This is a genomic window from Mesorhizobium sp. M1D.F.Ca.ET.231.01.1.1, from assembly GCF_003999155.2.
Classification (GTDB): Bacteria; Pseudomonadota; Alphaproteobacteria; order Rhizobiales; family Rhizobiaceae; genus Mesorhizobium.
Window position 1 is genome coordinate 331,312 of sequence record NZ_RZOZ02000005.1, and the last position, 23,562, is coordinate 354,873.

The window sequence follows — 23,562 nt, forward strand, 5'->3', positions numbered from 1 at the left end:
TGAAAGGGCCAGGCGCGAAATTCCACGCCTGACAGAGATATCTTCACCATCTATTGTCGATAGAGGATCATGCCGGCGTGGTGCAGGATGCCGTCGATGAACTCGCCGTCTGCGGTGAAGCCGGTGTCGTCCCAATAGTCGATATGGCTCGCGTCTATTTCGTAGCGCCCCTCGTAGGCCCGCTCACGATTGCCGCGTGCCTCGACATAACGCCCGGTCGGCAGGAGTTCATGCCGGATGTGGCCGTCTGCCGTAACCCACACGCCGATGTAAGGATGGGTAGCGCTCATTTACCTTGCGCCTTCTGCCGATAGTAGTGCGCAATATCCTCCGGCTTGACCACCCGAGCGTAGTTCAGCTCCTGACGGATCTTCCACGCGCCGTCGATGCAGGCCCAACCGAGTTGCGATCGTCCGTCGAATGCGACGACCTTTCCGTCGAGGCGGCTGATCCGCCCGACAAAACCGATCGTCGTGGAGGCGACATTGTCTCCGGCAATCTGGTCATCGCCGCCGGTGAGCGCGTGGAGAACGGAGCGTGCGCCATTTTGCAGATCTTCCCAGTTCGCTCCGTAGACAGCGGCGTTGTCGAAGAGCTGTGACGCGCCGGGTGCGAAATTGTCGTAGAAAACGCCGCGCGGCGCGTTCACATCATAGTAGCGGCTCATCTTCTCAGCGAAGACGAAAGTCGGATCGCCTTGACGGCGTTCCCATCCGTCCATGATCCACGACTTGTGAAGGGCAAGTGGAGCGTCGTCTCCGCCCTGCGGACAGGGTTGAGCCGCGACTGGTTCAGCCAAGGCCAGCAGGCAGGTTGTGAGAAGTAGCGCTTTCATGTCGATGTTCCTTCTGGTTGTCGAATGCTCAGAAGGTTGGACGAGAATCGATGTTGCGTGTATCTGTCGAATGCTCGACCAGGTGGTTAGTGAAATTTGACAATGCAGCTAGACTACAATCTTCTTCCCCTCTTTCTCGCCGTGGCCGAGGAGGACAATTTTCGCGCCGCCGCCGATCGTCTAGGTGTCACCCGCTCTGCCGTCAGCCAGGGAATACGACGGTTTGAAGATGGTTTCGGTGCTACGCTGGTGACGCGAACCACCAGAGCCGTGCGCCTGACCGAGGCGGGACAGCGGCTCTATGATGCGCTCTGTCAGCCGATGTCCGATATCGTGCAGGCGCTTGAAAGTGTCGACGGCGATCAATCCCCGTGGGGGAGACTGAGGATCGCGGTCACCTCGATTGCCGAGCCGTTTCTTTCCGGCCCTTTGTTGGCGGCCTTTGCCGAAGCGCATCCGCACGTGATTGTCGATGTCACCGTAACGGATGAGGAATTCGACATCGTTGCCGCCGGGTTCGATGCCGGGGTTCGGTTGGGCGAGGTCATAGAGCAGGACATGATCGCCGTAGCCATCGGTGGACAAGTGAGAGAGGCTGTCATCGCTTCTCCTGAATACCTCTTGGCGAACGGCATGCCGGAACATCCCCGCGATCTGGTCCGCCACCGCTGCATTGGTTGGCGCCGCTCGCCGGAAATCGCGCCCCACCGATGGGAATTCGAGGAGAACGGCACTTCCTTCGCTGTCTCGGTTGAGCCGCAGATCACCACCAATGATCTGCGCCTTATGCTGCGCAGCGCTCTGGCCGGCGCCGGTATCACCTTCGCTACCGAGGAGACTTTCCGCCCCTATATCGAGAGCGGCGCGCTCGTCTCCTTGGTCGAAGAATATCTGCCGTCATTTCCGGGCTTTTTCCTGTATTTCCCAAACAGAAGGAATATGGCTCCGAAACTGCGGGCCCTGGTCGATCACATCAAGGCCAGCCACTCGGGTGGACGTCGCGCTCGATCGCGCTGACCGCCACCGACCGTATGCCGCCGCGAGCACGGCAAAGTCACTTTGTTATCCCGCGCTCGGAAGGGAAATCGAGATCATTCCAGGCCCGCGTGTCATCGCGGGCCTGTTTCATATGCACCCGCCCAGATCAGTGCCTGCGCTGGCCGCCCGCAGCGCGGGCTAGTTCGCGGCGAGGCTGTTTCCCGACAGGCCGGGAAGCGTTACCTGATAGACGAGGAAGGTGGTGTCGACATCGGCGCCGTCCTCGGCCTTGTAGGCCGCGCCGACCTGGAACCCGTCCTGGGTGAGAAAATCGTCGTCGTTGGCGACGAACAGGAAATAGTCGTCGGGCAGCTTCGGATCGAGCACGCTGACCAGCGACATCGCTTCCCACTTCTCCGAGAGGTTGTTCCTGTCGTTCGGTGCGCCATTGTGCAGGCCGAAGCGGCCGAGCTCGCCCTTGTCGTTGATATCGATGAACGAGGTGAGCTTGGCCGGCGTCACCGACGGGTCGAGCACGCCTTTCGGCGCCACAGGCTTGTCGGCAGCGTCGAACGGGCCGTTGGCGATATCGGTCGCGGCGGAGAGATCGACGATCTCGATCTTGCGATAGAGCGACTCGTCGCCCTTCACGCCCTGGCCGTTGCCCGAGTCGCGCACCAGCATCAGGAAGCTCTTGTCGGACAGAGCCACGATCTCGCTCTGCGCGGCGACCTTGGTCTTGCCCTTGGCGTCCTTGAACACCGGCAGCGGCACGACATATTCGTGCGCCAGCTTGAGGTGGGCGAGGTCGGAGGCGTCGTAGACCAGCGCGCGGGTGTTCTGGCGCGTCGAGCCGGAATCGCCGCCATCCTGGCGCGGCGCCGACTGCAGCACGGCGATCAGGAACTTGCCGTCCGGCGTCATCGACATGCCCTCGAGGCCCTGGTTGTTCTGGCGGCCGGTCTCGGGATCCTTTGGATCGGGGTCGGCGGCGCCGGGGCCGGGATTGTCCGAAGCGAAATTCGGCTTGCCGTGGCGCATCGGCACCAGCGCCGCCGGCGGCTGGGTTGCCGACATCAGATGGCCGTCGGCCGAGAAGCGGTAGATGTTGGGGCCATACTCGTCGGAGATGAATATGGTGCCGTCGGGCAGCCGCACGATCGCCTCGTCGTCGAGCGAGAGCTTGCCGTTGTCCGCCTGCGGCAGGATCGGCATGTCGCCGGCGGCGGGACGCACGCCGTTCAACGGATCGAGGCCGGTGGCATCGGTGCCCTTGTCGTCGGTCAAGAGCATGGTGTCGGCGAGCGTCGCTTTCACGCCCGACTGTTCCTGCCCGGCGGCGGGCGCGGCGCCCGGAGCGGTCGGGGTCAGCTCGATCGAGATGGTGTTGAGGCGCGGACGGTAGTCGGTGGTGCCGGCGACGTTGTAGCCGCGATCCGGCAACAGCCAAAGCGACCCCTTGTAGCCGGCGCCGTCATGTGTCCAGGACTTGGTGTCGATCGCCATGCCGGAGCCCGAACCAAAGGTCTCGCCGAACTTGTCCTTCTGGCTGGCAGGGATGCGGCCGACGCCGACAAGCCCTTTGTTGACATAGGCGACGCCTTCGGCGAGCGCCGGGGTGAGGGCGGTGAACAGAGCAAGTGCCGCGCCGAGCGCGACGGTTCGGTTCAAATGTTTCATGGATATCCCCTTCTTGACGAACAAAGCGGCCAATGCCTGGAAGGACGCGGCATCGAAGATGCGGCGAGCCGGTTTCCGTCGAGCGGTCTAGGACGTGAACGTGATGGTTGCGTGACAGGCGGAACTAGTCACATTCCCAACCGTGGTATCTGTCATCAGCGAACCGTATCTAAAAGAATAACAATTCATCGACCTGCTCTTGCCAGCGCATTTTCGGCGATTGGAGCGGTGAGCACTAGCCCAAAGCTATATCGTGGGTTATTTTCGCTGTGGTTTCAGGGGGTAAAAGTAGATGCTTCGCCAGATAAAGGTTACAAATTTTAGACGGTTCGACAACTTTACCATAAATTTAAAGGAGGGAAATATTTTAGCCGGACCAAATAACTGCGGTAAAAGCTCTATAATAGACTCAATAAGAATACTTGTATCGTGTCTAAAATCTACAAAGCGGCAAACTCCAGAAATCTTGCAATTAGAAGACGGCCGTATCGTCGATGCCCACATCGTGCCAGAGCATAGGATCGGTATCAATCTCGCGAATAGCATCCACAATTATAACGACGAGGATGCGGTAATAGAAGCCACCCTCCAAGATGGCTCCAAAGGCACTGTGCTCTTGAGTCGAATTCGGCCAATCCGTTTTTTCGTTGAGCAGGATGGCAAGCGCCTAAACTCCGCTAGCCGGTTCAACGCCGCATTTCCTTTAAACTGCTCGATAGTTCCAACTTTAGGCCCGCTTGAGCAAGACGAGCATTGGGTTGAAGACGAAACGATTCAGAAGGGCGAAACTACAAGAATTTCCAGCCGGCACCTTCGAAATGTCTGGTACCGCAAGTCCGAGTTGCAGTTTGCGGCCTTCGCCGCTGACGTAGCCCAGGCTTGGAAAGGCATAGAAATTCAAAAACCGGAGCGCCAGCTCGGGCATCCAAAATTTCTGGAAATGTACTTTAGCGAAAACAGACTTGACAGAGAGGTTCATTGGGCAGGGTTTGGTTTTCAGATTTGGCTGCAGATACTTACGCACTTAAGTCGCGCAAATACAAATAATACTGTCGTTATCGACGAACCGGACGTATATCTCCATCCGGATATCCAGAAAAGACTTCTGAAGATTTTGAGAGAGCGATATGCTCAGTTTATTGTTGCCACGCATTCCGTGGAAATCATAAACGACGCTAGTACTCTTGAGATAGTATCGATACATCCTGATTTGAAAAACGCCAAGCGCATTCGCAGTGACGAAGAGTATAGCAGATTGTATCAATACATTGGATCGTCTCAAAACGCGGAATTGGCGCGCGTAGCAAAGGCCCGAAAAGTTATCTTTGTAGAAGGTAAAGATAGAAAGATTCTTGCTGCGTTTGCCCGACGTTTCGGATTTCACAACCTCCATAGTGGTGCTGTGCCTTTTGTGGAGTTAGGTGGGTTTGGCGGCTGGCAAAAGGCTAAACACGCAATCTGGGCATTCAAGGAGATACTCGATTTAGACGTTTCCATGTTTTGTCTGTTCGACAAGGATTTTCGATCCGATGTTGAGGTTAGCGCTTTCGAAACGAAATTCCGAACCGAGGGGTTGAATTGCATAGTTCTGCGGAGAAAAGAAATTGAGAATTATCTGCTTGATATAGGAGCGATTGAGCGGGCAATCAGGAAGCGCGTAGCCGAAAAAGATGTCAAAAGTCCAGATATGCAGACAGTGGTTGGGTGGTTAGACGAGATCACAACTACGATGAAAGATAGAGTTTTTGCGCAGGTTCTTGAAAAGACGGAATTGTTCTACAAGCGAGAACAAAATAGAGATGGCAACGGAAACAAAAATGACATTTCAGCTAAGTTTCAAAAGAAGTGGGAACTTTTCGAAGGGCGAGTGGAGCTTTCCCCGGGAAAAGAGCTCCTTTCCAGATTGAATGAGAGATTGCAGGACGAGGGCATCGGCCACCTGACATTGAGCATGATTCTGCAAGAGATGAAGGACGATGATCTCGATCCTTTTTTCCGTGACACACTATCCTCGTTAGACAGGTTTTGCGAGTAGCCAGCATGAATCACTGGCTGAACAGCTCGGCAACCGTCTTCAGCTAACCACTTTCTCTTGCGATCAGCTCCAGCGGCCAGACCTCGCGGATGGTTCGTGGTCCCTCCGGGCCGGCGAAGGCGGGAAGTGAGGCGAGCAGCATCTCGGCCAGCCGCCGGCCCATGGGCTCCAGCGACGGACGGAAGGCGGTCAGCGCCGGCGAGAAGTAGCGACAAAGCGGGGTGTCGACGATGACGATCACCGCGATGTCGTGGCCGGGCCTGATGCCCATCTCGGCCAGTGCCTTGCAGCCGCCGAGCGCCATGGCGTCATTGTTGAAGATGATGGCTGTCGGCCGGTCCTTGGACAACATCACGCGCGGCGTCACCTGGTAGCCGCCGGCCTCGTTGATGAAGCCGTCGGCGATCAGGCCGGGGTCGACTTCGATGCCATGCCTCTTCAGCGCCTTGCGGTAGCCGTCGAGGAACAGGTAGCCGAAGTTGAGATCAAGCGAAGGGCGGATGGCGGCAATGCGGCGGTGGCCGCGCGCGACCAGCCGGCCGACAGCTTCATCACCCGCCCTCTCGAAATCGATATCGAGCGAAGGATAGGTGTCGCCGCCGGATTGACTTCGGCCAAGCGTGGCGAAGGGAAAGCCGGCCTTGCTGAGATAGTCGATCCGATCGTCTTCCCGCCGTGTATTGGCCAACACGACCGCGTCGGCCCGGCGCGTCTCAACCACGCGGCGCAGCCTCTCCTGCTGATATTGGCCGGGCTCACCCATGACGACCATCAGATCTAGGTCATGCTCGGCGAGCCGCGCCTGCAGACCGATCAGGAAGGGAATGAAGAACGGTTCGCCATATTGCTGGTCGCCCGGATGGGGCTGCAGCATGAAGGCGATTGAACGGGTGGCGCCCTGGCGCAGGCTGCGGCCCGACTGGTTGGGCGAATAGTTCAGCTTCCTGGCCGCCTCGAGCACGCGCTGGCGCGTCTCCGCATTGACATCGGCGCGGCCGTTCAGCGCGCGGGACACGGTGCCGATCGAAATGTTCAGATGACGCGCAAGGTCGTGAATGCTGGACGCCAAGAGCCACTCTCCCCTGTCTTCGCTAGCACCGGCCGCCCTTCAGGCCAAGACTTCGGGCGATTTTTCGCTGACAGCCAGTTGACATTCTACGTCATCGGGTGTGTTCTCGTAAACGTTTACGGAAAAACGTTTACGGTGATGCCGTGGATGCCGTGACACTCGGCCTGGAGGGGTCGAGCGGAGGAGGAGCGCTGGATGATGAAGGTCGTCCTGGTCGGGTGCGGAGCCATGAGCAGGCAATGGCTCGATGCCGCAAGGCAGATCCACGGGCTCGCTATTGTCGGCCTTGTCGACCTCGACGCCGAGCGGGCGCAGGCGAGGGCGCGCGAATATAACCTAACCAATGCCGTCATCGGCACCAGCCTCGACGCCGTCCTCGAGCAGACCAGGCCCGACGCCGTGTTCGACGTCGTGGTTCCTGCTGCCCGGCGCGACGTGGCCTTTTCCGCCTTCGCCCATCATTGCCATCTGCTGACCGAAAAACCGCTGGCCGACAGTCCGGACAATGCGCGCGCCATCATCGAAGCGGCGCGCCGGGCAGGGCGCATCCACGCCGTCGTCCAGAACCGCCGCTATGTCGCCCAAGTCAGGCGCATCCGCCGCTTTCTCGACTCCGGCGCCATCGGCGCGCCGACCAGCATCCATGCCGACTTCTTCATCGCGCCGCATTTCGGCGGTTTTCGCGAGGAGATGGCCCACGTGCTGCTGCTCGACATGGCGATCCACACCTTCGACGCCGCCCGCTACATGGTCGCAGGGGAGCCGGCCAGCGTCTCCTGCCAGGAATGGGAGCCGGCCAATTCCTGGTACCGGCAAGGGTCGTCTGCCAGCGCCGTCTTCGATTTCGGCGGCGGCAAGGTCTTCACCTATGCCGGCTCCTGGTGCGCCGACGGCTTCCGCACCAGCTGGGAAGGCAGCTGGCGCATCGTCGCCGAGCGCGGCAGCCTGCTGTGGGACGGCCATGACGGGCTGAAGGCTGAGGTGGTTGCGTCCGGCCGCGACGGTATCATCGACAAGACCCAGCCGATCGAGGTGCCGCCGCTCGACCCTGCCGACAGGATAGACGGCCATCTCGGCATCATCCGGGACTTCATGCACGCGATCGAAACCGGAACGGAACCGGAGACGCGCGGCAGCGACAACATCAAGAGCCTGGCCATGGTCTTCGGCGCGATCGAAAGCGCCGAGACCGGCCGCCGCGTGGCGATTGCACAGGAAACGCAGTGATGCCAAACCCGCTTCTCGACATCAGGATCGGCACCATGGTGCGGGCCAATCTCGACGACCCGGCCGCCTATGTCAGACAGATCCTGGGGCTCGGCTTCGAGAGCATCCAGCCCTTCTTCTGGCAGACGCTGGGCGGCAAGGACCTGAAGCGCCTGGCGGGCGACATCCGCGAAGCGATCGGCGATGCCGACGTGACCGTGTCCTCGATCGGCGTGTTCGGCAATCCTCTCGAAAACGGCGATATCGATCGCGGCGTGCTCGCGGCCTGGGAGACCGTCATCGACCATGCGCATCTGTTCGGCGCCTCGACGGTCACTGGCTTCACCGGCCGCATCCGCGGCAAGCCGCTGACCGACAGCCTGCCGCGCTTCCGCGAAGTCTGGGGACCACTGGCGAAACGCGCCGCCGACAAGGGTGTGCGCATTGCCTTCGAGAATTGCGCCATGGACGGCAACTGGGCGAGCGGCGACTGGAACATCGCCCACAACCCCGATGCCTGGGAGCTGATGTTCAACGAATTGCCCAACGACAATCTCGGCCTGGAATGGGAGCCCTGCCATCAGCTCGTCTATCTGATCGACCCGATCCCGCAAATCCGCAAATGGGCGCCGCGCATCTTCCATGTCCACGGCAAGGACGCGACGGTGCGCTGGGACGTGATCCGCGAGCATGGCGTGTTCGGCCGGCTGCCTTTCGTGCAGATGCGCACGCCGGGCTTCGGCGACAGCGACTGGACGCGCGTGATCGGCGAATTGCGGCTGGCCGGCTACAAGGGGGCCATCGATATCGAAGGCTGGCATGACCCGGTCTATCGCGACGACCTCGAGATCACCGGCCAGGTGCGGGCGCTGGACTATCTGAAGCAATGCCGGGGAGGCGCCAGCTACCTGGCCAATCCGACTTGAGGCCAAATTGATGTGAGGACTGGCCGGCGGGAGGAGCCGGCCGACCAAAGCCGAAGCGATCATCGAAAACGCCCTCGGCTCGCGAGGGACAAAAAGGGAGGAACGTGCATGAGCATCACGACCAGAAGGACTGTTCTGCGCTCGACCGTCGTGGCGGCCGCCGCGGCGCTCTGCGCCTCGATCTCAACCTTGCCGGCGCACGCGCTCGACGCCCAATGGTGCAAGGACGTCCATATCCGCTTCTTCGTCGGCGGCGCCGAGGGCGACGCCTTCGGCACCATCGTCTATAATGGCGCCAAGCAGGCGGCGGCCGATCTCGGACCGAAGGTCGACTACATCTTCTCCCAGTGGGACGCCGAGAAGATGGTGCAGCAACTGCGCGAGGCGGTTGCGGTAAAGCCGAACGGCATTGCCATGATGGGCCATCCGGGCGACGCGGCGATCATGCCGCTGGCCGAACAGGCGCATAAGGACGGCATCAAGATGATGTACCAGAACGTACCGGTGCCGAAGGTGACCGCGGCGTTCGGCGGCGGCTATGTCGGCGCGCAGCAGGAGCAGCAAGGCCGCGCGCTCGGCGCCGAGGCATTCAAGCTGGGCAAGCTCAAGGCCGGCGACAAGGCGATCATGATCGGCCCGTTCGAGAACGAGAACCGCGGCGCGCGCGAGCGCGGCACCGTGGCTGCCTTGAAGGAGGCCGGCGTCGAGGTCATCCAGCTCTCCTCGCCACCGAGCGGCGAATGGGCGTCCGATCCGAACCTCGCCATTCCGGTCATCACGGCGGCACTCCTCAACCACCCCGATGTCAAGGCGGTCGGCTATCCGGGCGGGCAGATGCTAGGCAATGTCGCCACCTACATGCAGGCGGCGGGGCGCAAGCCGGGCGACATCTTCAACTTCGGCTTCGACACCAGCCCGCAGATCGTCGAGGCTTTCAAAGGCGGCTGGGTTCAGCTGACGGCGGACCAGCAGCCATTCCTGCAGGGCTATCTGCCGATCCTGAGCCTTTGCCAGCAGGTGGTGCTCGGCCTTGCGCCGATGAATGTCGACACCGGCGCCGGCTTCGTCACGCCGCAGAATTATGAGATCGTCTCAGAGCTCGCCAAGCAGGCGTTGCGCTGACCTCCCAGGCTGCCGGCCGGGTTCGACCCGGCCGGCAGGACCGCCGGCAACAGCCGGCAAGCGACAATAAGGCGAGGATTGCCATGGGCGAACGCATCATCGAACTGCGCGACATCAAGAAGTCCTATGGTCAGGTCTATGCGCTGGGCGGCGTCGATCTCAGCGTCGACCGCGGCGAGGTGGTCGGCCTGATCGGCGACAACGGCGCCGGCAAGTCGACGCTGATCAAGATCCTGTCGGGCGTCGTCAAGCCGACCAGCGGCGAGATCCTCGTGCGCGACAAGCTGGTCACCGGATGGAGCGCGGCACGCTCGCGCGAGGCCGGTATCGAGACGGTGTTCCAGGACCGGGCGCTGGCGGTGCAGCAGACCATCGTGCGCAACATCTTCATGGGCCGCGAGCTGACCGGCTTCATGGGCTGGCTGAAGGTCAACAAGGAGATCGAGGAGGCGAGCCGGCTGATGCGCGAGATCGGCTTCACCTCGAAAGTGTTCACGCCGCACTCGATCGTCGGCCAGCTTTCGGGCGGCGAGCGCCAGGGCGTGGCGATCGCGCGCGCCATCTACAAGCAGGCGGAGCTGATCATCCTCGACGAGCCGACGACGGCGCTGTCGCTGACCGAAACCGCCAAGGTCTTCCATTTCGTGCGCCAGGTGCGGGCGAGCGGCCGCTCGATCCTGTTCATCGGCCACAACATCCACCACGTCTTCGACATCGCCGACCGCTTCGTCGTGCTCGACCGCGGCAAGGTGGCGCTCGCCGCCGACCGCAGCGAGGTCAAGTCGGCCGAAGACCTGATCAACTTCATGGAAGACGTAGCACACCCGGGCGGCTTACCGGGGCTGCACGAGGCAGGCGGAGCGGAGCAGAGAGCGTGATGAGCAAGGCCATGGAACCCGATCTGCAAACGCCTCTCGGAAGGGCAAGCGGCCAGGCAGGCAAGGAATGGAGCCATCCCTCCGATCATTGGCTGCGCGGCTTCGTGCTTGACAACCGCGCATCGCTCGGCACGCTGGCCGTGTTCATCGTCATGATGGCGGTGTTCGTGATCGCCAACCCGACGGTCTTCACCACCTGGTATCTCTACAGGTCGGTGCTGACGACGCTTCCCGTCGCGCTGTTCGTGGTTGTGCCGCTGGTCTTCGTCGTCACCTGCGACGAGATCGATTTGTCGTTCCCGGCGACGATGGGTTTTGCGTCCTGGGTCTTCGCGCTTGTGGTGCAGGCCGGCTACGATCCTTTCCTCGGCATTGCCGCGGCGCTGGTCACCGGCACGCTGCTCGGCTTCCTCGTCGGCTCGCTGGTCGTCTATGGCGGGTTGTCGTCGCTGATCGCCACGCTCGGCATGAACTTCCTGCTGCGCGGCCTGATCCAGATCATCAACGAGGGCAAGTCGACGGCGCTGACCAGTCTGGCCGACAGCTGGGCCTACAAGATATTCTCGAGCCAGATCGGGGGCATCCCCGTGCAGATCTTCTGGGCCATCGCCTTCGTCGTGTTCGCCGCGCTGCTTTACAACCGCCATCGCTTCGGCGCGCAGGTGAAGGTCGTCGGCGACAATCCGGACAGCGCCAAGCAGATGGGCATCGACGTCAAGCGCGTCAAAGTCAAGGTGTTCGTCTTCACCGGCATCGGGGCGGCGATCGCCGGCACGTTCTCGGTGATGATCAACTTCACCTGGTGGCCGACGGCCGGCGACGGCTATCTGCTGCCGGTGCTGGCCTCGGTGTTCGTCGGCGGCACGCCGACCTGGGGCGGCATCGGCACGGTGGTCGGCGGCGCGATCGGCGCGGTGACCGTGTCGTTCATCCAGACCGGCGTGGTGGCGGCGGGGCTGAGCGGCTTCTACGTCCAGTTCTTCAACGGGCTGATCATCATCCTGTCGCTGCTCGGCCACAAATGGAACCAGGCGCGGTATCGGTGAGGGGACTGCTCAAACCCCGGTGACGAAGCCGTCCAGCACGCGTTTCTGGCCGGCCTTGTCGAAATCGATGGTGAGCTTGTTGCCATCGATCGCCGCAATGTTGCCGTTGCCGAATTTTTGATGGAACACGCGGTCGCCGACGCTGAAGGCCGACGGCGTGTCGGCGACGGATTTGGCGACCAATTCGCCATCGATGGTGCGGCCCTTGACCGAGGTGCGGCCGGCGCCATAGCCGCTATCGGTCTCGCCATAGCCGATGCGCTCGACCTGATGGCCGGAGCGCGTGCCCCAGTTGCGATCGGTCGCCTCGGTGCGGTTGGCCTGCGCGCGCTGCCAGCCGGGCGTCGCATAGGTGTTGGAGAAGCTGCCCGATTTCTCGGCGCCGATATTGTCGAAACGCGAGGCGCCGTAGGGGTTTTGCCGGCCGCCGCCGCGGCCCGAGGCGAATGAGCCGCCGCCGTAAGAGTTGCCATAGCCGCCATAGGAATTGCCGCTGTCGGCGACATCGACATGAGTCTCCGGCAATTCGTCGAGGAAGCGCGACGGGATCGTCGATTGCCACAGACCATGGATGAGGCGGTTGGAGACGAACCAGATGTGCAGGTTTTTCTTCGCCCGTGTCAGGCCGACATAGGCAAGCCGGCGTTCTTCCTCCAGGCCGGAGCGGCCGCCTTCATCCAGCGCGCGCTGGTGGGGAAAGAGGCCTTCCTCCCAGCCGGGGAGGAAGACTGTCTCGAATTCGAGACCCTTGGCCGAGTGCAGCGTCATGATCGAGACCGCGTCGAGCGACTCGCCCTGCTCCGCCTCCATGACCAGCGCGACATGCTCGAGGAAGGAGCGCAGCGACTCGTACTCCTCCATGGAACGGATTAGTTCCTTGAGGTTCTCCAACCGCCCTGGCGCCTCGGCCGAACGGTCGTTCTTCCACATGTCGGTGTACCCGCTCTCCTCTAAGATGGTCTCGGCGAGCTCCGTGTGGGGCGTGGTCTCCAGCGCCTTCTGCCACCGTTCGAAGTTGGCCGCGACCTCGCGGAGTGCTGCGCGCGGCTTCGGTTTCAGTTCGTCGCTTTCGGCCAGCGTCGCGGCGGCTTCCAGCATCGGGATACGCATGGCGCGCGCCGTATCGTGGATCTGGCGGATGGTGGCTTCGCCGAGCCCGCGCTTCGGCACGTTGACGATGCGCTCGAAGGCGAGGTCGTCGCCGCTGTTGGCGACGACGCGGAAGAAGGCCAGCGCGTCGCGGATCTCCAGCCGCTCGTAGAAACGCGGGCCGCCGATGACGCGATAGTTCAAGCCAAGCGTGATGAAGCGGTCTTCGAAGGCGCGCATCTGGAAGGACGCGCGGACGAGAATCGCCATGTCATTGAGGTTGTGCTTCTGCCGCTGATAAGCTTCGATCGCGTCGCCGACGGCACGCGCCTCTTCTTCCGAATCCCAGGCGGCATGGACATGCACCTTGTCGTCGTCGGGATCGTCGCGGTCGGTGAACAGCGTCTTGCCGAAACGGCCTTCATTGTAGGCGATCAGATGCGAGGCCGCGCCCAGGATGTGCGCGGTGGAGCGGTAGTTGCGCTCCAGCCGGATGATGGTGGCACCCGGAAAATCCTTGTCGAAGCGCAGGATGTTGTCGACCTCGGCGCCGCGCCAGCCGTAAATCGACTGGTCGTCGTCGCCGACGCAGCAGATGTTGACTTTGTTTTCGCTCGCGGCCGCTCGCTCGCTCCGCTCGCTGGCCTCCGCGGGGGCGGCCTGACCGGCCGACGCCCGGTCGGGCTTGCGGCCTTCGGCCGATGGCGCGCGCCCTGATTGAGGCCGCTGCGCCAGCAAGCGAAGCCACATGTATTGCGCGGTGTTGGTGTCCTGGTACTCGTCGACCAGGATGTATTTGAACTTGCGGTGATATTCCTTCAGCACGTCCGGATAGGCGCGGAAGATGCGGATCGGGTGATAGAGCAGATCGCCGAAGTCGCAGGAATTCAGCGTCTGCAGCCGTTCCTGATAGGCCTTGTAGAGCTGACGGCCCTTGCCGTTGCCGAAGCTGCGCGCGTCGCCTTCCGGAATCTCGTCCGGACCGAGGCCCTTGTTCTTCCAGTTGTCGATCATCTGCGCGAACTGCTTGGCCGGCCAGCGCTTGTCGTCCAGCCCTTCGGCCTGGATGATCTGCTTGATCAGCCGCACCACGTCGTCGGTGTCGAGGATGGTGAAATCGGATTTCAGTCCGGCAAGCTCGGCATGGCGGCGCAAGAGCTTGACGCCAATCGAGTGGAAGGTGCCGAGCCACGGCATGCCCTCGACATTGCCTTCGCCGATCAGGATGCCGATACGCTGCTTCATCTCGCGCGCGGCTTTGTTGGTGAAGGTGACGGCGAGAATCTGCGACGGGAAAGCCCTGCCGGTGGCAAGGATGTGGGCGATGCGCGTGGTCAGGACCCGCGTCTTGCCAGTGCCGGCGCCGGCCAGCACCAGAACCGGGCCTTCCGTCGTTTCGACAGCAAGCCGCTGCTCGGGATTGAGGCCTTTCAGATAGTCGGGCGCACTGTTTTGGGCGCTGCGGGCAGCCATGGCGCGCGCGGCAATACCGGACGGGGCCGCGGGCCGCGCATTCGGTTCGTCAAAGAAGGGTATGTCTTCGGAAAAGCCGGACATCGCCCCGAATGTAGTGATTCGGTAGCGAAAGGCCAGAAGTGTCTACGTTTTGTTCCATTTTTGCACCGCCCCGGTTCGCTTGACAGGCGCGGCCGGTGAGGAAAAGCTGCCGGCAGGGCAGGGACGGCATGCCGTTGCCTGGAGAGTCGCCTCAGGCGAGCAACAGTCGAAGGAGTATCGTCTTGGCTGTCACCATCACCTCCCTCGTCCTCTTCCTCATCGGTCTGGTTCTCGGCGGCGGCGGCATCTGGCTGGGGACATTGGGCGGCAGCTGGTACTACGCCATCGCCGGCCTGGTCTTCCTGATCACTGCCTGGCTGCTCGTCAGGCGCAGGTCGACATCCCTATGGCTCTACGCTGCGTTCGTGATCGCCACGCTGTGCTGGGCTGTGTGGGAGATCGGCTTCGACTGGTGGCAGCTCGGTCCGCGCGGCGGCGTCATCGTGCTGATCGCGCTGTGGCTGCTGACGCCATGGGCAAGGCGAGGATTCACCGGCCCCGACGGTCGCGCGCCGCTGATCCTGGCTGTGCTCGCCTCGCTCGCGGTGGCCGGCTATTCGATGACCGCCGACCCCAAGGATATCGGCGGCAGCCTCGGCACGGACAAGGTAACGCCGACGGCCAATCTCGGCGGCGACATGCCGGCCGGCGAATGGCATTTTTACGGCCGCACGCCGCACGGCCAGCGCTATTCGCCGCTCGGCCAGATCACGCCGGAAAACGTCGCCAAGCTGCAGCCGGCCTGGACCTATCGCACCGGCGATGTGAAAGGTCCCGACGACATCGGCGAGACGACCTACCAGGTGACGCCGCTGAAAGTGGGCGATGCGCTGTTCATCTGCACGCCGCACAATTTCGCCATCGCCATCGATGCCGCGAGCGGCAAGGAAAAATGGCGCTACGATCCGAAGATCAAGCTCGACCCCAACCGCCAGCACCAGACCTGCCGCGGCGTGTCCTACTACGCCGACGCCAAGATCGCGGCCGGGCAGCCCTGCGCCGCCCGTGTCTATCTGCCGACGTCCGACGCGCGCCTCATCGCGCTCGACGCGGCGAACGGGCAGGTGTGCCCGTCCTTCGCAGACGGCGGCACGCTGAACCTGATGGCCAATATGCCGTATCCGAAGTCGGGCTATTATTATTCGACCTCGGCGCCGCTTATCGTCGCCGGCAAGATCATCGTCGGCGGCGCGGTCAACGACAATTATTCGACCGAGGAGCCGTCGGGGGTCATCCGTGCCTACGATGCCGGCACAGGCGCCTTGCTGTGGAACTGGGATTCCGGCAATCCGGACCAGACGACGCCGCTGCCGGCCGGGCAAAGCTACACCCACAACTCGCCCAACATGTGGTCGACAGCGAGCGCCGACGAAAAGCTCGGCCTGCTCTACCTGCCGCTCGGCAACCAGACGCCGGACCAGCTCGGCATGGGCCGCAGCGCCAATGTCGAGAAATTCTCCTCCTCGATCACCGCGCTCGACCTCAACACCGGGCAGTTGCGCTGGGTTCGCCAGCTGGTGCATCACGATCTGTGGGACATGGACGTGCCGGCGCAGCCGACGCTCATCGACATCACCTCGGCCAGCGGCGCGGTCGTGCCGGCACTGGTCGGACCGACCAAGCAGGGCGATCTCTATGTGCTTGACCGGCGCACCGGCGAGCCGATCGTCCCGGTGAAGGAAATGCCGGCGCCGGGCGGCGCGATCGAGGGCGACCATACATCGCCGACGCAGCCGGAATCGGGGCTTTCGTTCAATCCCAAGCCGCTGACGGGCGCCGACATGTGGGGCATCACCATGTTCGACCAGCTGGCATGCCGGATCGCGCTCAGGAAATTGCGCTACGAGGGGCGCTACACGCCGCCCTCGCTGCAGGGCTCGCTGATCTATCCCGGCAATTTCGGCGTCTTCAACTGGGGCGGCGTCGCGGTCGACCCGGTGCGGCAGGTGATGTTCGGCATGCCGACCTATCTCGCCTTCACGTCGAAGCTCATCCCGCGCGCGGACGTGCCGCCGCCGGGCGACAACACCAAGGGCAGCGAACAGGGGCTCAACCGCAACGAGGGCGCGCCTTACGCCGTGGTGATGGGGCCGTTCCTGTCGCCGCTCGGCCTTCCCTGCCAGGCGCCGCCGTGGGGCTATGTCGCCGGCGTCGACCTCAGGACCGGCCAGATCGCCTACAAGCATCGCAACGGCACCGTCTACGACATGACGCCGCTGCCGCTGCCGTTCAAGGTCGGCGTGCCGGGCATCGGCGGGCCGATGATCACGGCCGGCGGAGTCGCCTTCCTCGGCGCCGCGGTCGACGACTATCTGCGCGCCTACGACCTCACCACAGGTAGGCAGCTCTGGCGGGCAAGGCTGCCGGCGGGCGGGCAGTCGACGCCGATGACCTACACGGTCGCCGACGGGCGCCAGTTCGTGGTCATCGTCGCCGGCGGCCACGGCTCGGTCGGCACCAAGCCGGGCGATTATGTGATGGCCTACACGCTGCCGAAGTAGCCGCGTCCGTTCGCAGACCGAGTTGGCTTCTCAGCCAGGCACCTGCCCGAGCACCTGATTGGTGAGGTCGGGTCCGGCGGCCATCACATCGTATTTCTGGACCAGCACCTTCGCCGACGGATGACTGGACCGCGCGCGTTCCAACCCTATCTTGCGCATCGGACAGCCGTCGAGGAGAGCCATGACCGAACCTCTCGCAAAGCCCGTCATCACCCAGGCGATGATCGATGCCTATGACGAATACACGCATCTGACGCTCGACCGGCGGCGTTTCATGGAGCAACTGACCACGCTCGCCGGATCGGGCGCCGCGGCCGCGGCGATCGCGCCGATACTGGCGGCGAATTCGGCCAAGGCGGCGATCGTCGCCGAGGACGATCCGCGCGTGAAGGGCGAGGACATCACCTTTCCCGGCAGCAGCGGCGAGATGAAGGCCTACCTGGTCAGGCCGGCAGATCGATCCGGCAAGGTTGGAACTGTCATCGTCATCCATGAGAACCGGGGTCTCAACCCGCATATCCGCGATGTCGCCCGGCGCGTGGCGCTGGAAGGCTTTGTCGCGCTGGCGCCGGATTTCCTGTCGCCGCTCGGCGGCACGCCCGCCGACGAGGACAAGGCGCGCGACATGTTCACCAAGCTCGACCCTGCCCAAGTCGTTGCCGATGGTGTCGCGACGGTCGCCTATCTCAAGGGCTATAAGGACGGCAACGGCAAGGTCGGCGCGGTCGGCTTCTGCTGGGGCGGCGGCACGGTGAACACGCTTGCCGTCAATGCGCCGGACCTCAGCGCCGGCGTCGCCTACTACGGCATGCAGCCGAAGGCCGAGGACGTGCCGAAGATCAAGGCGGCGCTGCTGTTGCACTATGCCGGGCTGGACGAGCGCATCGACGCCGGCATCGATGCCTACAAGAAGGCGCTCGATGCCGCGCATGTCGAGTACACCGTCTATGTCTATGACGGCGTCAACCATGCCTTCAACAACGACACCTCGGCCGCTCGCTACGACAAGAAGGCGGCGGATCTCGCCTGGGGAAGGACGATCGCGTTTCTGAAAGAGAAACTGGTGTGACTGAGCGACTTAGGCATCAGTCGCGGGCTTGTGCATGGCGACGCCCGCCACGACCAGCGCGATGCCGAGGCAATCGGTGAGGCTCGGAACCTGCCGCAATACGATGACGCCGATCAGCGTCGCGGTGAGCGGCAGGAGCGAGAGCATCAAGGCGAAGCTCGCGCGCGGCAGCCGCGCCATGGCGAGCTGGTCGCAGACATAGGGAATGACAGAGGAGCAGATGCCGACGCCGATGGCGGCGATCAGCAGTTGCGGGGCCGAAAAGGCCGGCAACGCCTCACTGAAGCCGATGGGCAACACGACCAGGAAGGCGATCGCCATGGCCGTGCCGAGGCCGGCAATGCCTATTCGGGTCTGGGCCATGCGGTGGCCCAGCACGATGTAGCCGACGAACAGCGCGCCGTTGAGAAAGGCCCAGAACAGGCCGATCGGATCGCTGGACCATTTGATGTCGATCAGCAGCAAGGTGCCGGCGACGGCGACGGCGAGCGCCGCGACATTGCGCCGGCTCCTGAGGCCGACGAGCGCGACGCCGATCGTGCCGACGAATTCGATCGCCGCGACCAGCGAGATCGGCAGCCGGTCGAGGGCCAGATAGAAGGCGCAGTTCATCACCGCCAGGCAGGCGCCGAGGGCCAACAGAAGCAGGCGGCTCGAGCGGTCGGCGCGGGCGAAGACCGTCCACGGCCTGGTGAGCGGCGCGAAGATGAGCGCGGCGGTGGCGATGCGCAGCCAAGCCATGCCGAGCACGCCGACCTGGGCGAACAGCAGCACGGCGAAGGCCGGCCCGAGATAATGGAAGATGGCGCTGATGGAGAACCAGACATGCGGCGGCAGCGTATTGGCCAGCCCGGCGAGGGCAGGGCGCGCGGCGTCGGCGTCGCCAGCGGTCCGGTTTGTCGTGCGAACTTGCGCTTTGGAGTTCATTTGATCATTATCGCAGGCGAACTTTACAGTTCATATGAGCGATAAATGGCTTTGATGGCCGTTCACTTTCTGAAGAAAGAGAATTCTCTTGAAACGCCTTCGAAACGAAAATCCGGCGCTGGATGCGGCGGACCTGAAAATCCTGCGGTTGCTGGAAAAGGATGCGCGTACCAGCACGGCTGAGCTGGCGCGTGCCGTCGGGCTCTCCGCGCCGAGCGTTGCCGAGCGCATCCGCAAGCTGCAGGAAAACCGTGTGATCGAGGCCTATACGATGAGGATCAATCCGGCGGCGCTCGGCATGAAGCTATCGGCATGGCTGCGGATCCGGCCGGTGCCCGGGCAACTCGCCGTCGTAACCGATGTCATCCGCGAGCTGCCGGAAATCGCGCAATGCGACCGGGTGACCGGCGAGGACTGCTTCATCGCGCTGGCGCATGTCGGCTCGGTCGCCGAACTGGAGCGGGTGATCGACAGGATCATTCCCTATGCGATGACCAACACCGCCATCATCCAGTCGTCGCCGGTAGAGCCGCGCTCGCCGCTTCGCGGTCTAAGGGAGCGCTGAGGGCTCGGTGTGACCGCGCTTCATGCGCGCCTGCTTGAGAATCGCGCGCCAGCGGATCATGTCGAAGGGAATGGGCTCGTTGTTGTTGGCGATGTGAAAAATCTCGTTGTTGACGTTCTTCAGCGATCGCCAGAAATCATAGTCGGTGATGCGTGGATCGGCCGCCAACCGCTCCACTTCGACCTTGATGTCGGTTTTCATGCACTGTCCTCGCACCGCATTCCGCCTGCCGCCCGCGCGTAAACCGGTGCGGCGGTTTTCGAACGCGCCACTGAGTCGTTCAACGGACTCAAGTGAGTTGTTCACGTTAAAACCTTGGTAAGGTTAACGCGGGCGTCCGGGTGCTTCAAGCGCCCTTGCGTTTGATGCCGATCGAACGGCCGGCACGCTCAGGCATCGGCAGCGCGGCGTGGACGGCGCGCATGGCTTCAACCTTTGCCATCACATCGGCCGGGAAGGGGGCGACCTTCGGCCCGGCCATATCGACATGCAGCGAGAGCTGCTCGGATGTGGCGGCCAGCCAGCCGTCGACGTGGCGGATTTCCTGATAGGCCCTCAGCCGCTTCTCGTCATGGTCGATGAGCTGGAACGAGACGTTCACTTTATGATCGAGATGAAGCTCCTGCACGTAGCAGACATGGACTTCCGCTGTGTAGATGGTGAGGCGGCGCTCCTTGGCATAGTTCGGGCCCATGCCCATCAATTCGAAGGCTTCGTCCGAGCAGCGGTCGAACAGCACGTTGTAGTAGGCCATGTTGAGATGGCCGTTATAGTCGATCCAGTCTTTCTCGATCGCCATCGGGCCGGAAATGATCGGTGCGGGAATTGGCATCTGGTCTTCCTTGATCGTCGCTGGACAGGGCGTGGCTGGTGGGGTTCTCTTGTTCCGGCGCAATTCCGGACGGAAAACCGCTTCACATTTTTCCCGGAATTGCTTTAGGCATCATCCATAGCTGCATGGCAAGAGTGGCCGCTGGTCCATTCGCGGAGGAATTCATGGCTTTGAGCGACCTCAATCCCATCGAGCGCAACGAGGAAGGGATCGCCACTGTGCTCGGCATCCTCAAGCAGCGCTTCGGCGAGCGCTTCCAGACCGGCGAGGCGATCCGCGGCCAACACGCGCATACCACCACCTATATCCCGACCCAGGCGCCGGACGGCGTGGTCTTTGCTGAAACCACACCGGAGGTGCAGGAGATCGTGCGCGCCTGCGCCGCGCATCGCGTGCCGGTGATCGCCTTTGGCGTCGGCTCCTCGCTCGAGGGCCATACCAATGCGCCGGGCGGCGGCATCTCGATCGACACCTCGCGGATGAACCGCATCCTTTCGGTCAATCCGCAGGATCTCGACTGCACGGTCGAGCCCGGCGTGACGCGCGAGGACCTTAACCGGCATCTGCGCGACACCGGCTTGTTCTTCCCGATCGATCCCGGCGCCAACGCCTCGCTCGGCGGCATGGCGGCGACACGCGCCTCCGGCACCAACGCCGTGCGCTATGGCACCATGCGCGAGAACGTGCTGTCGCTAACGGCGGTGATGGCCGATGGCGAAGCGGTGACGACTGGCAAGCGGGCGAAGAAAAGCTCCGCCGGCTATGACCTGACGCGACTGCTGGTCGGTTCGGAAGGCACGCTCGGCATCATCACTTCGCTGACGCTGAGGCTCCAGGGCATTCCGCAGGCGATCTCGGGCGGCGTCTGCCCGTTCCCCAGCCTGGAGGCCGCCTGCAACACGGTGATCGCGACCATCCAGATGGGCATCCCGGTGGCGCGCATCGAACTGGTCAACGCGTTGCAGATGCGGGCGATGAAGAACTATTCCAAGCTCGACTATCCGGAGAGCCCGTGCCTGTTCGTCGAATTCCACGGCAGCGATGCCGGCGTCGCCGAACAGGCCGAAACCTTCGGCATGATCGCCGAGGAACAGGGCGGGGGACCGTTCCTGTGGACCAGCGTCGCCGAGGAACGGACGAAGCTGTGGAAGGCACGGCACGACGCCTACTGGTCGTCGCTGACGCTTCGCCCCGGCGCCAAGGGGCTTTCGACCGATGTCTGCGTGCCGATCTCGCGGCTCGCCGAATGCGTCACCGAAACCGAGGCCGATATCGCCGAGATGGGCCTGATCGCGCCGATCGTCGGCCATGCCGGCGACGGCAATTTCCACGTGCTGGTGCTGATGGACGTCGACAACCCGCAAGAGATCGCGCTCGCCGAAAAATTCGTCGCCAGGCTCAACATGCGCGCCATCGCCATGGAAGGCACCTGCACCGGCGAGCACGGCATCGGCCAAGGCAAGGTCGGTTTCCTGCGCCACGAGCTCGGTCACGGTGTCGACGTCATGCGCACGATCAAGCAGGCGCTCGATCCGTTGAACATCATGAACCCCGGCAAGATCTTGCCCGGAGCCGGTCACTAAGTCATGTCCGCAACCGAAAGCCTTGCGCCGGTTGACCTACCGCTATCGTCGGCGGGCGCTCCGTTGCCACGCGTTTTCGCGGATGAAGAGCGGCTTTTGATCGCCTATCTTGTTAACGTCCCGGACCGGCATTTGACGGAAGCAATGCGCGTTCCGTTTCGCCCGCGACTGGTGATCAGTCCGTCGCGATCCTGGCGGCGGAGCCATATCTCGCTGTTCAATTGGTCCGCCCAACGATGAAGCCATCGCCGGGCATCGGCTGTATCGACTAGGCCTACGGCCCTATTCCGCATTCGAAGTTCGAAATTCCTCGTGGGTAGAATCCTTCGAGAAAGCGAACCGGGTTCATCCGTCCCACTTTCCCGAGCTGTTTTCAGGCTATCGGCATTTCATACTGACATTTCATGATTCAACGGTCGAATTCATCGCCGGGGATTTTTCGGTAAGCGTGCGCCAAGGAGCGGTCTTGGCCGCACTGGTACAAGCGATAGGCAATTCGTGCACCTCGGACGGAGGCTTGCGTACGAGCGAAGCCGTTCATTCCTGCGCGCCGTCGGCCAGCTTCTGCAGCATGGGTCGGGTGGGCGCGAAGAAGGTCGTGCCGGTGTGCGGCGTCGAGAAGTCGAGCAGCTTGTCGTAGGCGCCCGGCGGTTCGCCGACATACATGCGCTGCAGCATCTTTTCGATCACCCACAGATAGCGGGTATAGCCGATGAAGTATGTTCCGAACTCCTTCTGTCCCGGCCGGCCGAAGGGCATGTTGTCGCGCAGGATGTCGAATTCGTTGCCGGCGTCGTCCTCGATCGTGGCGAGCGACTTGTGGGACTTGCGCGGCTTGTCGTCATCATCGATCTCGATGTTGTCGATCTTGGTGCGGCCGATGATCTCCTCCTGGACATGCGTCGGCGTTTCCGCCCAGGCACCGAGATCGTGCAGATATTTCTGCACGACGACATAGCTGCCGCCGGCGAACTCGGCGTCCTCGTCGCCGACAAGGGCCGAAGCAGGCAGGTCGAGGCCGGTCGGATTGGCGGTGCCGTCGACGAAGCCCAGCAGGTCGCGCGCGTCGAAATAGCGAAAGCCGGTGACCTCGTCGACGACGGTGATGCTGCTGCCCTCCAGGCTGTCCAGCAGGATCCGCTCGAACTCGAAGCACATGTCGGAACGTTCAGCACGGATATGGAAGAGGAGGTCGCCCGGCGTCGAGGGCGCCGAATGCACCGGTCCCTTGATCGGCGCAAAGGCTTTCAGTTCGCGCGGCCGCCAGTCCGGGGAAAGACGCGCCCAGAGGTCGGCGCCGATGCCGGCGATGCATGATAACCGGCCCGACAGGTCGCGGAAGCCGACATTCTTGACGAGATCGTCAAGCCCGCCGAGCACCGAGGCCACCTTGGAGAGGACCGCCCGATCACTGCCGACCGGGACGACGAGGAAGACCGCAGCGAGCGACAGCGGGGCATCGACGCTCTGGGCGTCGATCGGCACCCTGTCCCAGTTCTTGCCTGACATCCGGAATGCTCCGCGTTTGACGATTTGGTTCGGACGATCGCGGCCGGCATGGCCGCAGAGATTGAGCGTGCCCCGAATGATATCGCGACCGCGAGCAGCGGCGCAATCGCGTACGCCGCCCCTTGATCGCATGCCGGCGCCGGCGAATTGCCTCT

Annotated in this window: 20 protein-coding genes and 1 pseudogene; 11 read left to right on the forward strand and 10 right to left on the reverse strand. The window is 62.8% G+C overall.

Features of this window, described 5'->3' with window-relative positions:
• Positions 1-50 precede the first annotated feature (50 nt).
• Both EN874_RS16545 and EN874_RS16550 read right to left on the reverse strand, forming a co-directional pair.
• Positions 51-284, reverse strand: a pseudogene (locus tag EN874_RS16545) (Atu4866 domain-containing protein); the annotation flags it as partial.
• A gap of 2 nt (positions 285-286) precedes the next feature.
• Entirely contained in the window at positions 287-835 is a 549-nt protein-coding gene (locus EN874_RS16550) for a hypothetical protein (protein ID WP_127425693.1), read from the reverse strand.
• Positions 836-937: 102 nt separating this feature from the next.
• On the opposite strand from EN874_RS16550, the gene EN874_RS16555 reads away from it, so the two are divergent.
• Complete coding sequence (locus tag EN874_RS16555; protein ID WP_127425694.1) at positions 938-1,852, forward strand: LysR substrate-binding domain-containing protein; 915 nt, start codon at positions 938-940, stop codon at positions 1,850-1,852.
• Positions 1,853-2,011: 159 nt separating this feature from the next.
• On the opposite strand, the gene EN874_RS16560 is transcribed toward EN874_RS16555, so the two are convergent.
• Positions 2,012-3,493 carry an esterase-like activity of phytase family protein gene (locus EN874_RS16560; RefSeq protein ID WP_127425695.1) on the reverse strand — a complete coding sequence of 494 codons (1,482 nt, stop codon included), beginning with the start codon at positions 3,491-3,493 and terminating at the stop codon, positions 2,012-2,014.
• A gap of 292 nt (positions 3,494-3,785) precedes the next feature.
• On the opposite strand from EN874_RS16560, the gene EN874_RS16565 reads away from it, so the two are divergent.
• Positions 3,786-5,528, forward strand: a complete 1,743-nt coding sequence (locus EN874_RS16565; RefSeq protein WP_127425696.1) for an ATP-binding protein — start codon at positions 3,786-3,788, stop codon at positions 5,526-5,528.
• Positions 5,529-5,571: 43 nt separating this feature from the next.
• On the opposite strand, the gene EN874_RS16570 is transcribed toward EN874_RS16565, so the two are convergent.
• Positions 5,572-6,597 (reverse strand): LacI family DNA-binding transcriptional regulator, encoded by a 1,026-nt coding sequence (locus EN874_RS16570; protein WP_127425697.1) that lies wholly within the window; start codon positions 6,595-6,597, stop codon positions 5,572-5,574.
• A gap of 195 nt (positions 6,598-6,792) precedes the next feature.
• Between EN874_RS16570 and EN874_RS16575 the strand changes: the two genes are divergently transcribed.
• From EN874_RS16575 to EN874_RS16595, 5 genes are all read left to right on the forward strand, one after another.
• The gene (locus EN874_RS16575; protein WP_127425698.1) at positions 6,793-7,824 is read left to right on the forward strand and encodes a Gfo/Idh/MocA family oxidoreductase; all 1,032 of its coding nucleotides are present in this window, start codon (positions 6,793-6,795) and stop codon (positions 7,822-7,824) included.
• Complete coding sequence (locus EN874_RS16580) at positions 7,824-8,729, forward strand: sugar phosphate isomerase/epimerase (protein WP_189394122.1); 906 nt, start codon at positions 7,824-7,826, stop codon at positions 8,727-8,729. The genes EN874_RS16575 and EN874_RS16580 overlap by 1 nt, the downstream gene beginning before the upstream one ends.
• A 108-nt stretch (positions 8,730-8,837) precedes the next feature.
• Positions 8,838-9,851, forward strand: a complete 1,014-nt coding sequence (locus EN874_RS16585; RefSeq protein WP_126088506.1) for a substrate-binding domain-containing protein — start codon at positions 8,838-8,840, stop codon at positions 9,849-9,851.
• 83 nt (positions 9,852-9,934) lie between these two features.
• Complete coding sequence (locus EN874_RS16590) at positions 9,935-10,729, forward strand: ATP-binding cassette domain-containing protein (protein WP_127425700.1); 795 nt, start codon at positions 9,935-9,937, stop codon at positions 10,727-10,729.
• On the forward strand, positions 10,729-11,775 hold the full coding sequence (locus EN874_RS16595) for an ABC transporter permease (RefSeq protein ID WP_127425701.1): 1,047 nt from the start codon (positions 10,729-10,731) through the stop codon (positions 11,773-11,775). Before EN874_RS16590 ends, EN874_RS16595 begins: the two co-directional genes overlap by 1 nt.
• Before the next feature lie 9 nt (positions 11,776-11,784).
• On the opposite strand, the gene EN874_RS16600 is transcribed toward EN874_RS16595, so the two are convergent.
• Positions 11,785-14,421, reverse strand: a complete 2,637-nt coding sequence (locus tag EN874_RS16600; RefSeq protein WP_127425702.1) for a UvrD-helicase domain-containing protein — start codon at positions 14,419-14,421, stop codon at positions 11,785-11,787.
• Between the two features lie 182 nt (positions 14,422-14,603).
• Here EN874_RS16600 and EN874_RS16605 point away from each other — a divergent pair, with 182 nt between their 5' ends.
• The gene (locus EN874_RS16605; RefSeq protein ID WP_127425703.1) at positions 14,604-16,922 is read left to right on the forward strand and encodes a glucose/quinate/shikimate family membrane-bound PQQ-dependent dehydrogenase; all 2,319 of its coding nucleotides are present in this window, start codon (positions 14,604-14,606) and stop codon (positions 16,920-16,922) included.
• 30 nt (positions 16,923-16,952) lie between these two features.
• On the opposite strand, the gene EN874_RS33710 is transcribed toward EN874_RS16605, so the two are convergent.
• Positions 16,953-17,105: a hypothetical protein gene (locus EN874_RS33710; protein ID WP_168247506.1), complete on the reverse strand. Its 153-nt coding sequence runs from the start codon at positions 17,103-17,105 to the stop codon at positions 16,953-16,955.
• Here EN874_RS33710 and EN874_RS16610 point away from each other — a divergent pair.
• Positions 17,104-17,991: a dienelactone hydrolase family protein gene (locus tag EN874_RS16610; RefSeq protein ID WP_127425704.1), complete on the forward strand. Its 888-nt coding sequence runs from the start codon at positions 17,104-17,106 to the stop codon at positions 17,989-17,991. The two genes, EN874_RS33710 and EN874_RS16610, sit on opposite strands and share 2 nt — an antisense overlap.
• 9 nt (positions 17,992-18,000) lie before the next feature.
• Here EN874_RS16610 and EN874_RS16615 read toward each other — a convergent pair whose 3' ends face one another.
• On the reverse strand, positions 18,001-18,918 hold the full coding sequence (locus tag EN874_RS16615; RefSeq protein WP_127425705.1) for a DMT family transporter: 918 nt from the start codon (positions 18,916-18,918) through the stop codon (positions 18,001-18,003).
• An 88-nt stretch (positions 18,919-19,006) separates the two neighbouring features.
• Between EN874_RS16615 and EN874_RS16620 the strand changes: the two genes are divergently transcribed.
• The gene (locus tag EN874_RS16620) at positions 19,007-19,483 is read left to right on the forward strand and encodes an Lrp/AsnC family transcriptional regulator (RefSeq protein WP_127425706.1); all 477 of its coding nucleotides are present in this window, start codon (positions 19,007-19,009) and stop codon (positions 19,481-19,483) included.
• On the opposite strand, the gene EN874_RS16625 is transcribed toward EN874_RS16620, so the two are convergent.
• Positions 19,469-19,684: a hypothetical protein gene (locus EN874_RS16625; protein WP_127425822.1), complete on the reverse strand. Its 216-nt coding sequence runs from the start codon at positions 19,682-19,684 to the stop codon at positions 19,469-19,471. The two genes, EN874_RS16620 and EN874_RS16625, sit on opposite strands and share 15 nt — an antisense overlap.
• Before the next feature lie 145 nt (positions 19,685-19,829).
• Entirely contained in the window at positions 19,830-20,315 is a 486-nt protein-coding gene (locus tag EN874_RS16630; RefSeq protein WP_127425707.1) for a thioesterase family protein, read from the reverse strand.
• Between the two features lie 164 nt (positions 20,316-20,479).
• Here EN874_RS16630 and EN874_RS16635 point away from each other — a divergent pair, with 164 nt between their 5' ends.
• Positions 20,480-21,898 (forward strand): FAD-linked oxidase C-terminal domain-containing protein, encoded by a 1,419-nt coding sequence (locus EN874_RS16635; RefSeq protein WP_127425708.1) that lies wholly within the window; start codon positions 20,480-20,482, stop codon positions 21,896-21,898.
• 537 nt (positions 21,899-22,435) lie between these two features.
• Here the strand turns inward: EN874_RS16635 and EN874_RS16640 are convergent.
• On the reverse strand, positions 22,436-23,407 hold the full coding sequence (locus EN874_RS16640; protein ID WP_127425709.1) for a Dyp-type peroxidase: 972 nt from the start codon (positions 23,405-23,407) through the stop codon (positions 22,436-22,438).
• Between the last annotated feature and the right edge of the window lie 155 nt (positions 23,408-23,562).

Coding starts and splice junctions, on each gene's coding strand:
- EN874_RS16550 (WP_127425693.1), bottom strand. CDS start 835: ATGAAAGCGCTACTTCTCACAACCTGCCTGCTGGCCTTGGCTGAACCA.
- EN874_RS16555 (WP_127425694.1), top strand. CDS start 938: ATGCAGCTAGACTACAATCTTCTTCCCCTCTTTCTCGCCGTGGCCGAG.
- EN874_RS16560 (WP_127425695.1), bottom strand. CDS start 3,493: ATGAAACATTTGAACCGAACCGTCGCGCTCGGCGCGGCACTTGCTCTG.
- EN874_RS16565 (WP_127425696.1), top strand. CDS start 3,786: ATGCTTCGCCAGATAAAGGTTACAAATTTTAGACGGTTCGACAACTTT.
- EN874_RS16575 (WP_127425698.1), top strand. CDS start 6,793: ATGATGAAGGTCGTCCTGGTCGGGTGCGGAGCCATGAGCAGGCAATGG.
- EN874_RS16580 (WP_189394122.1), top strand. CDS start 7,824: ATGCCAAACCCGCTTCTCGACATCAGGATCGGCACCATGGTGCGGGCC.
- EN874_RS16585 (WP_126088506.1), top strand. CDS start 8,838: ATGAGCATCACGACCAGAAGGACTGTTCTGCGCTCGACCGTCGTGGCG.
- EN874_RS16590 (WP_127425700.1), top strand. CDS start 9,935: ATGGGCGAACGCATCATCGAACTGCGCGACATCAAGAAGTCCTATGGT.
- EN874_RS16595 (WP_127425701.1), top strand. CDS start 10,729: ATGAGCAAGGCCATGGAACCCGATCTGCAAACGCCTCTCGGAAGGGCA.
- EN874_RS16600 (WP_127425702.1), bottom strand. CDS start 14,421: ATGTCCGGCTTTTCCGAAGACATACCCTTCTTTGACGAACCGAATGCG.
- EN874_RS16610 (WP_127425704.1), top strand. CDS start 17,104: ATGACCGAACCTCTCGCAAAGCCCGTCATCACCCAGGCGATGATCGAT.
- EN874_RS33710 (WP_168247506.1), bottom strand. CDS start 17,105: ATGGCTCTCCTCGACGGCTGTCCGATGCGCAAGATAGGGTTGGAACGC.
- EN874_RS16615 (WP_127425705.1), bottom strand. CDS start 18,918: ATGAACTCCAAAGCGCAAGTTCGCACGACAAACCGGACCGCTGGCGAC.
- EN874_RS16625 (WP_127425822.1), bottom strand. CDS start 19,684: ATGAAAACCGACATCAAGGTCGAAGTGGAGCGGTTGGCGGCCGATCCA.
- EN874_RS16630 (WP_127425707.1), bottom strand. CDS start 20,315: ATGCCAATTCCCGCACCGATCATTTCCGGCCCGATGGCGATCGAGAAA.
- EN874_RS16635 (WP_127425708.1), top strand. CDS start 20,480: ATGGCTTTGAGCGACCTCAATCCCATCGAGCGCAACGAGGAAGGGATC.
- EN874_RS16640 (WP_127425709.1), bottom strand. CDS start 23,407: ATGTCAGGCAAGAACTGGGACAGGGTGCCGATCGACGCCCAGAGCGTC.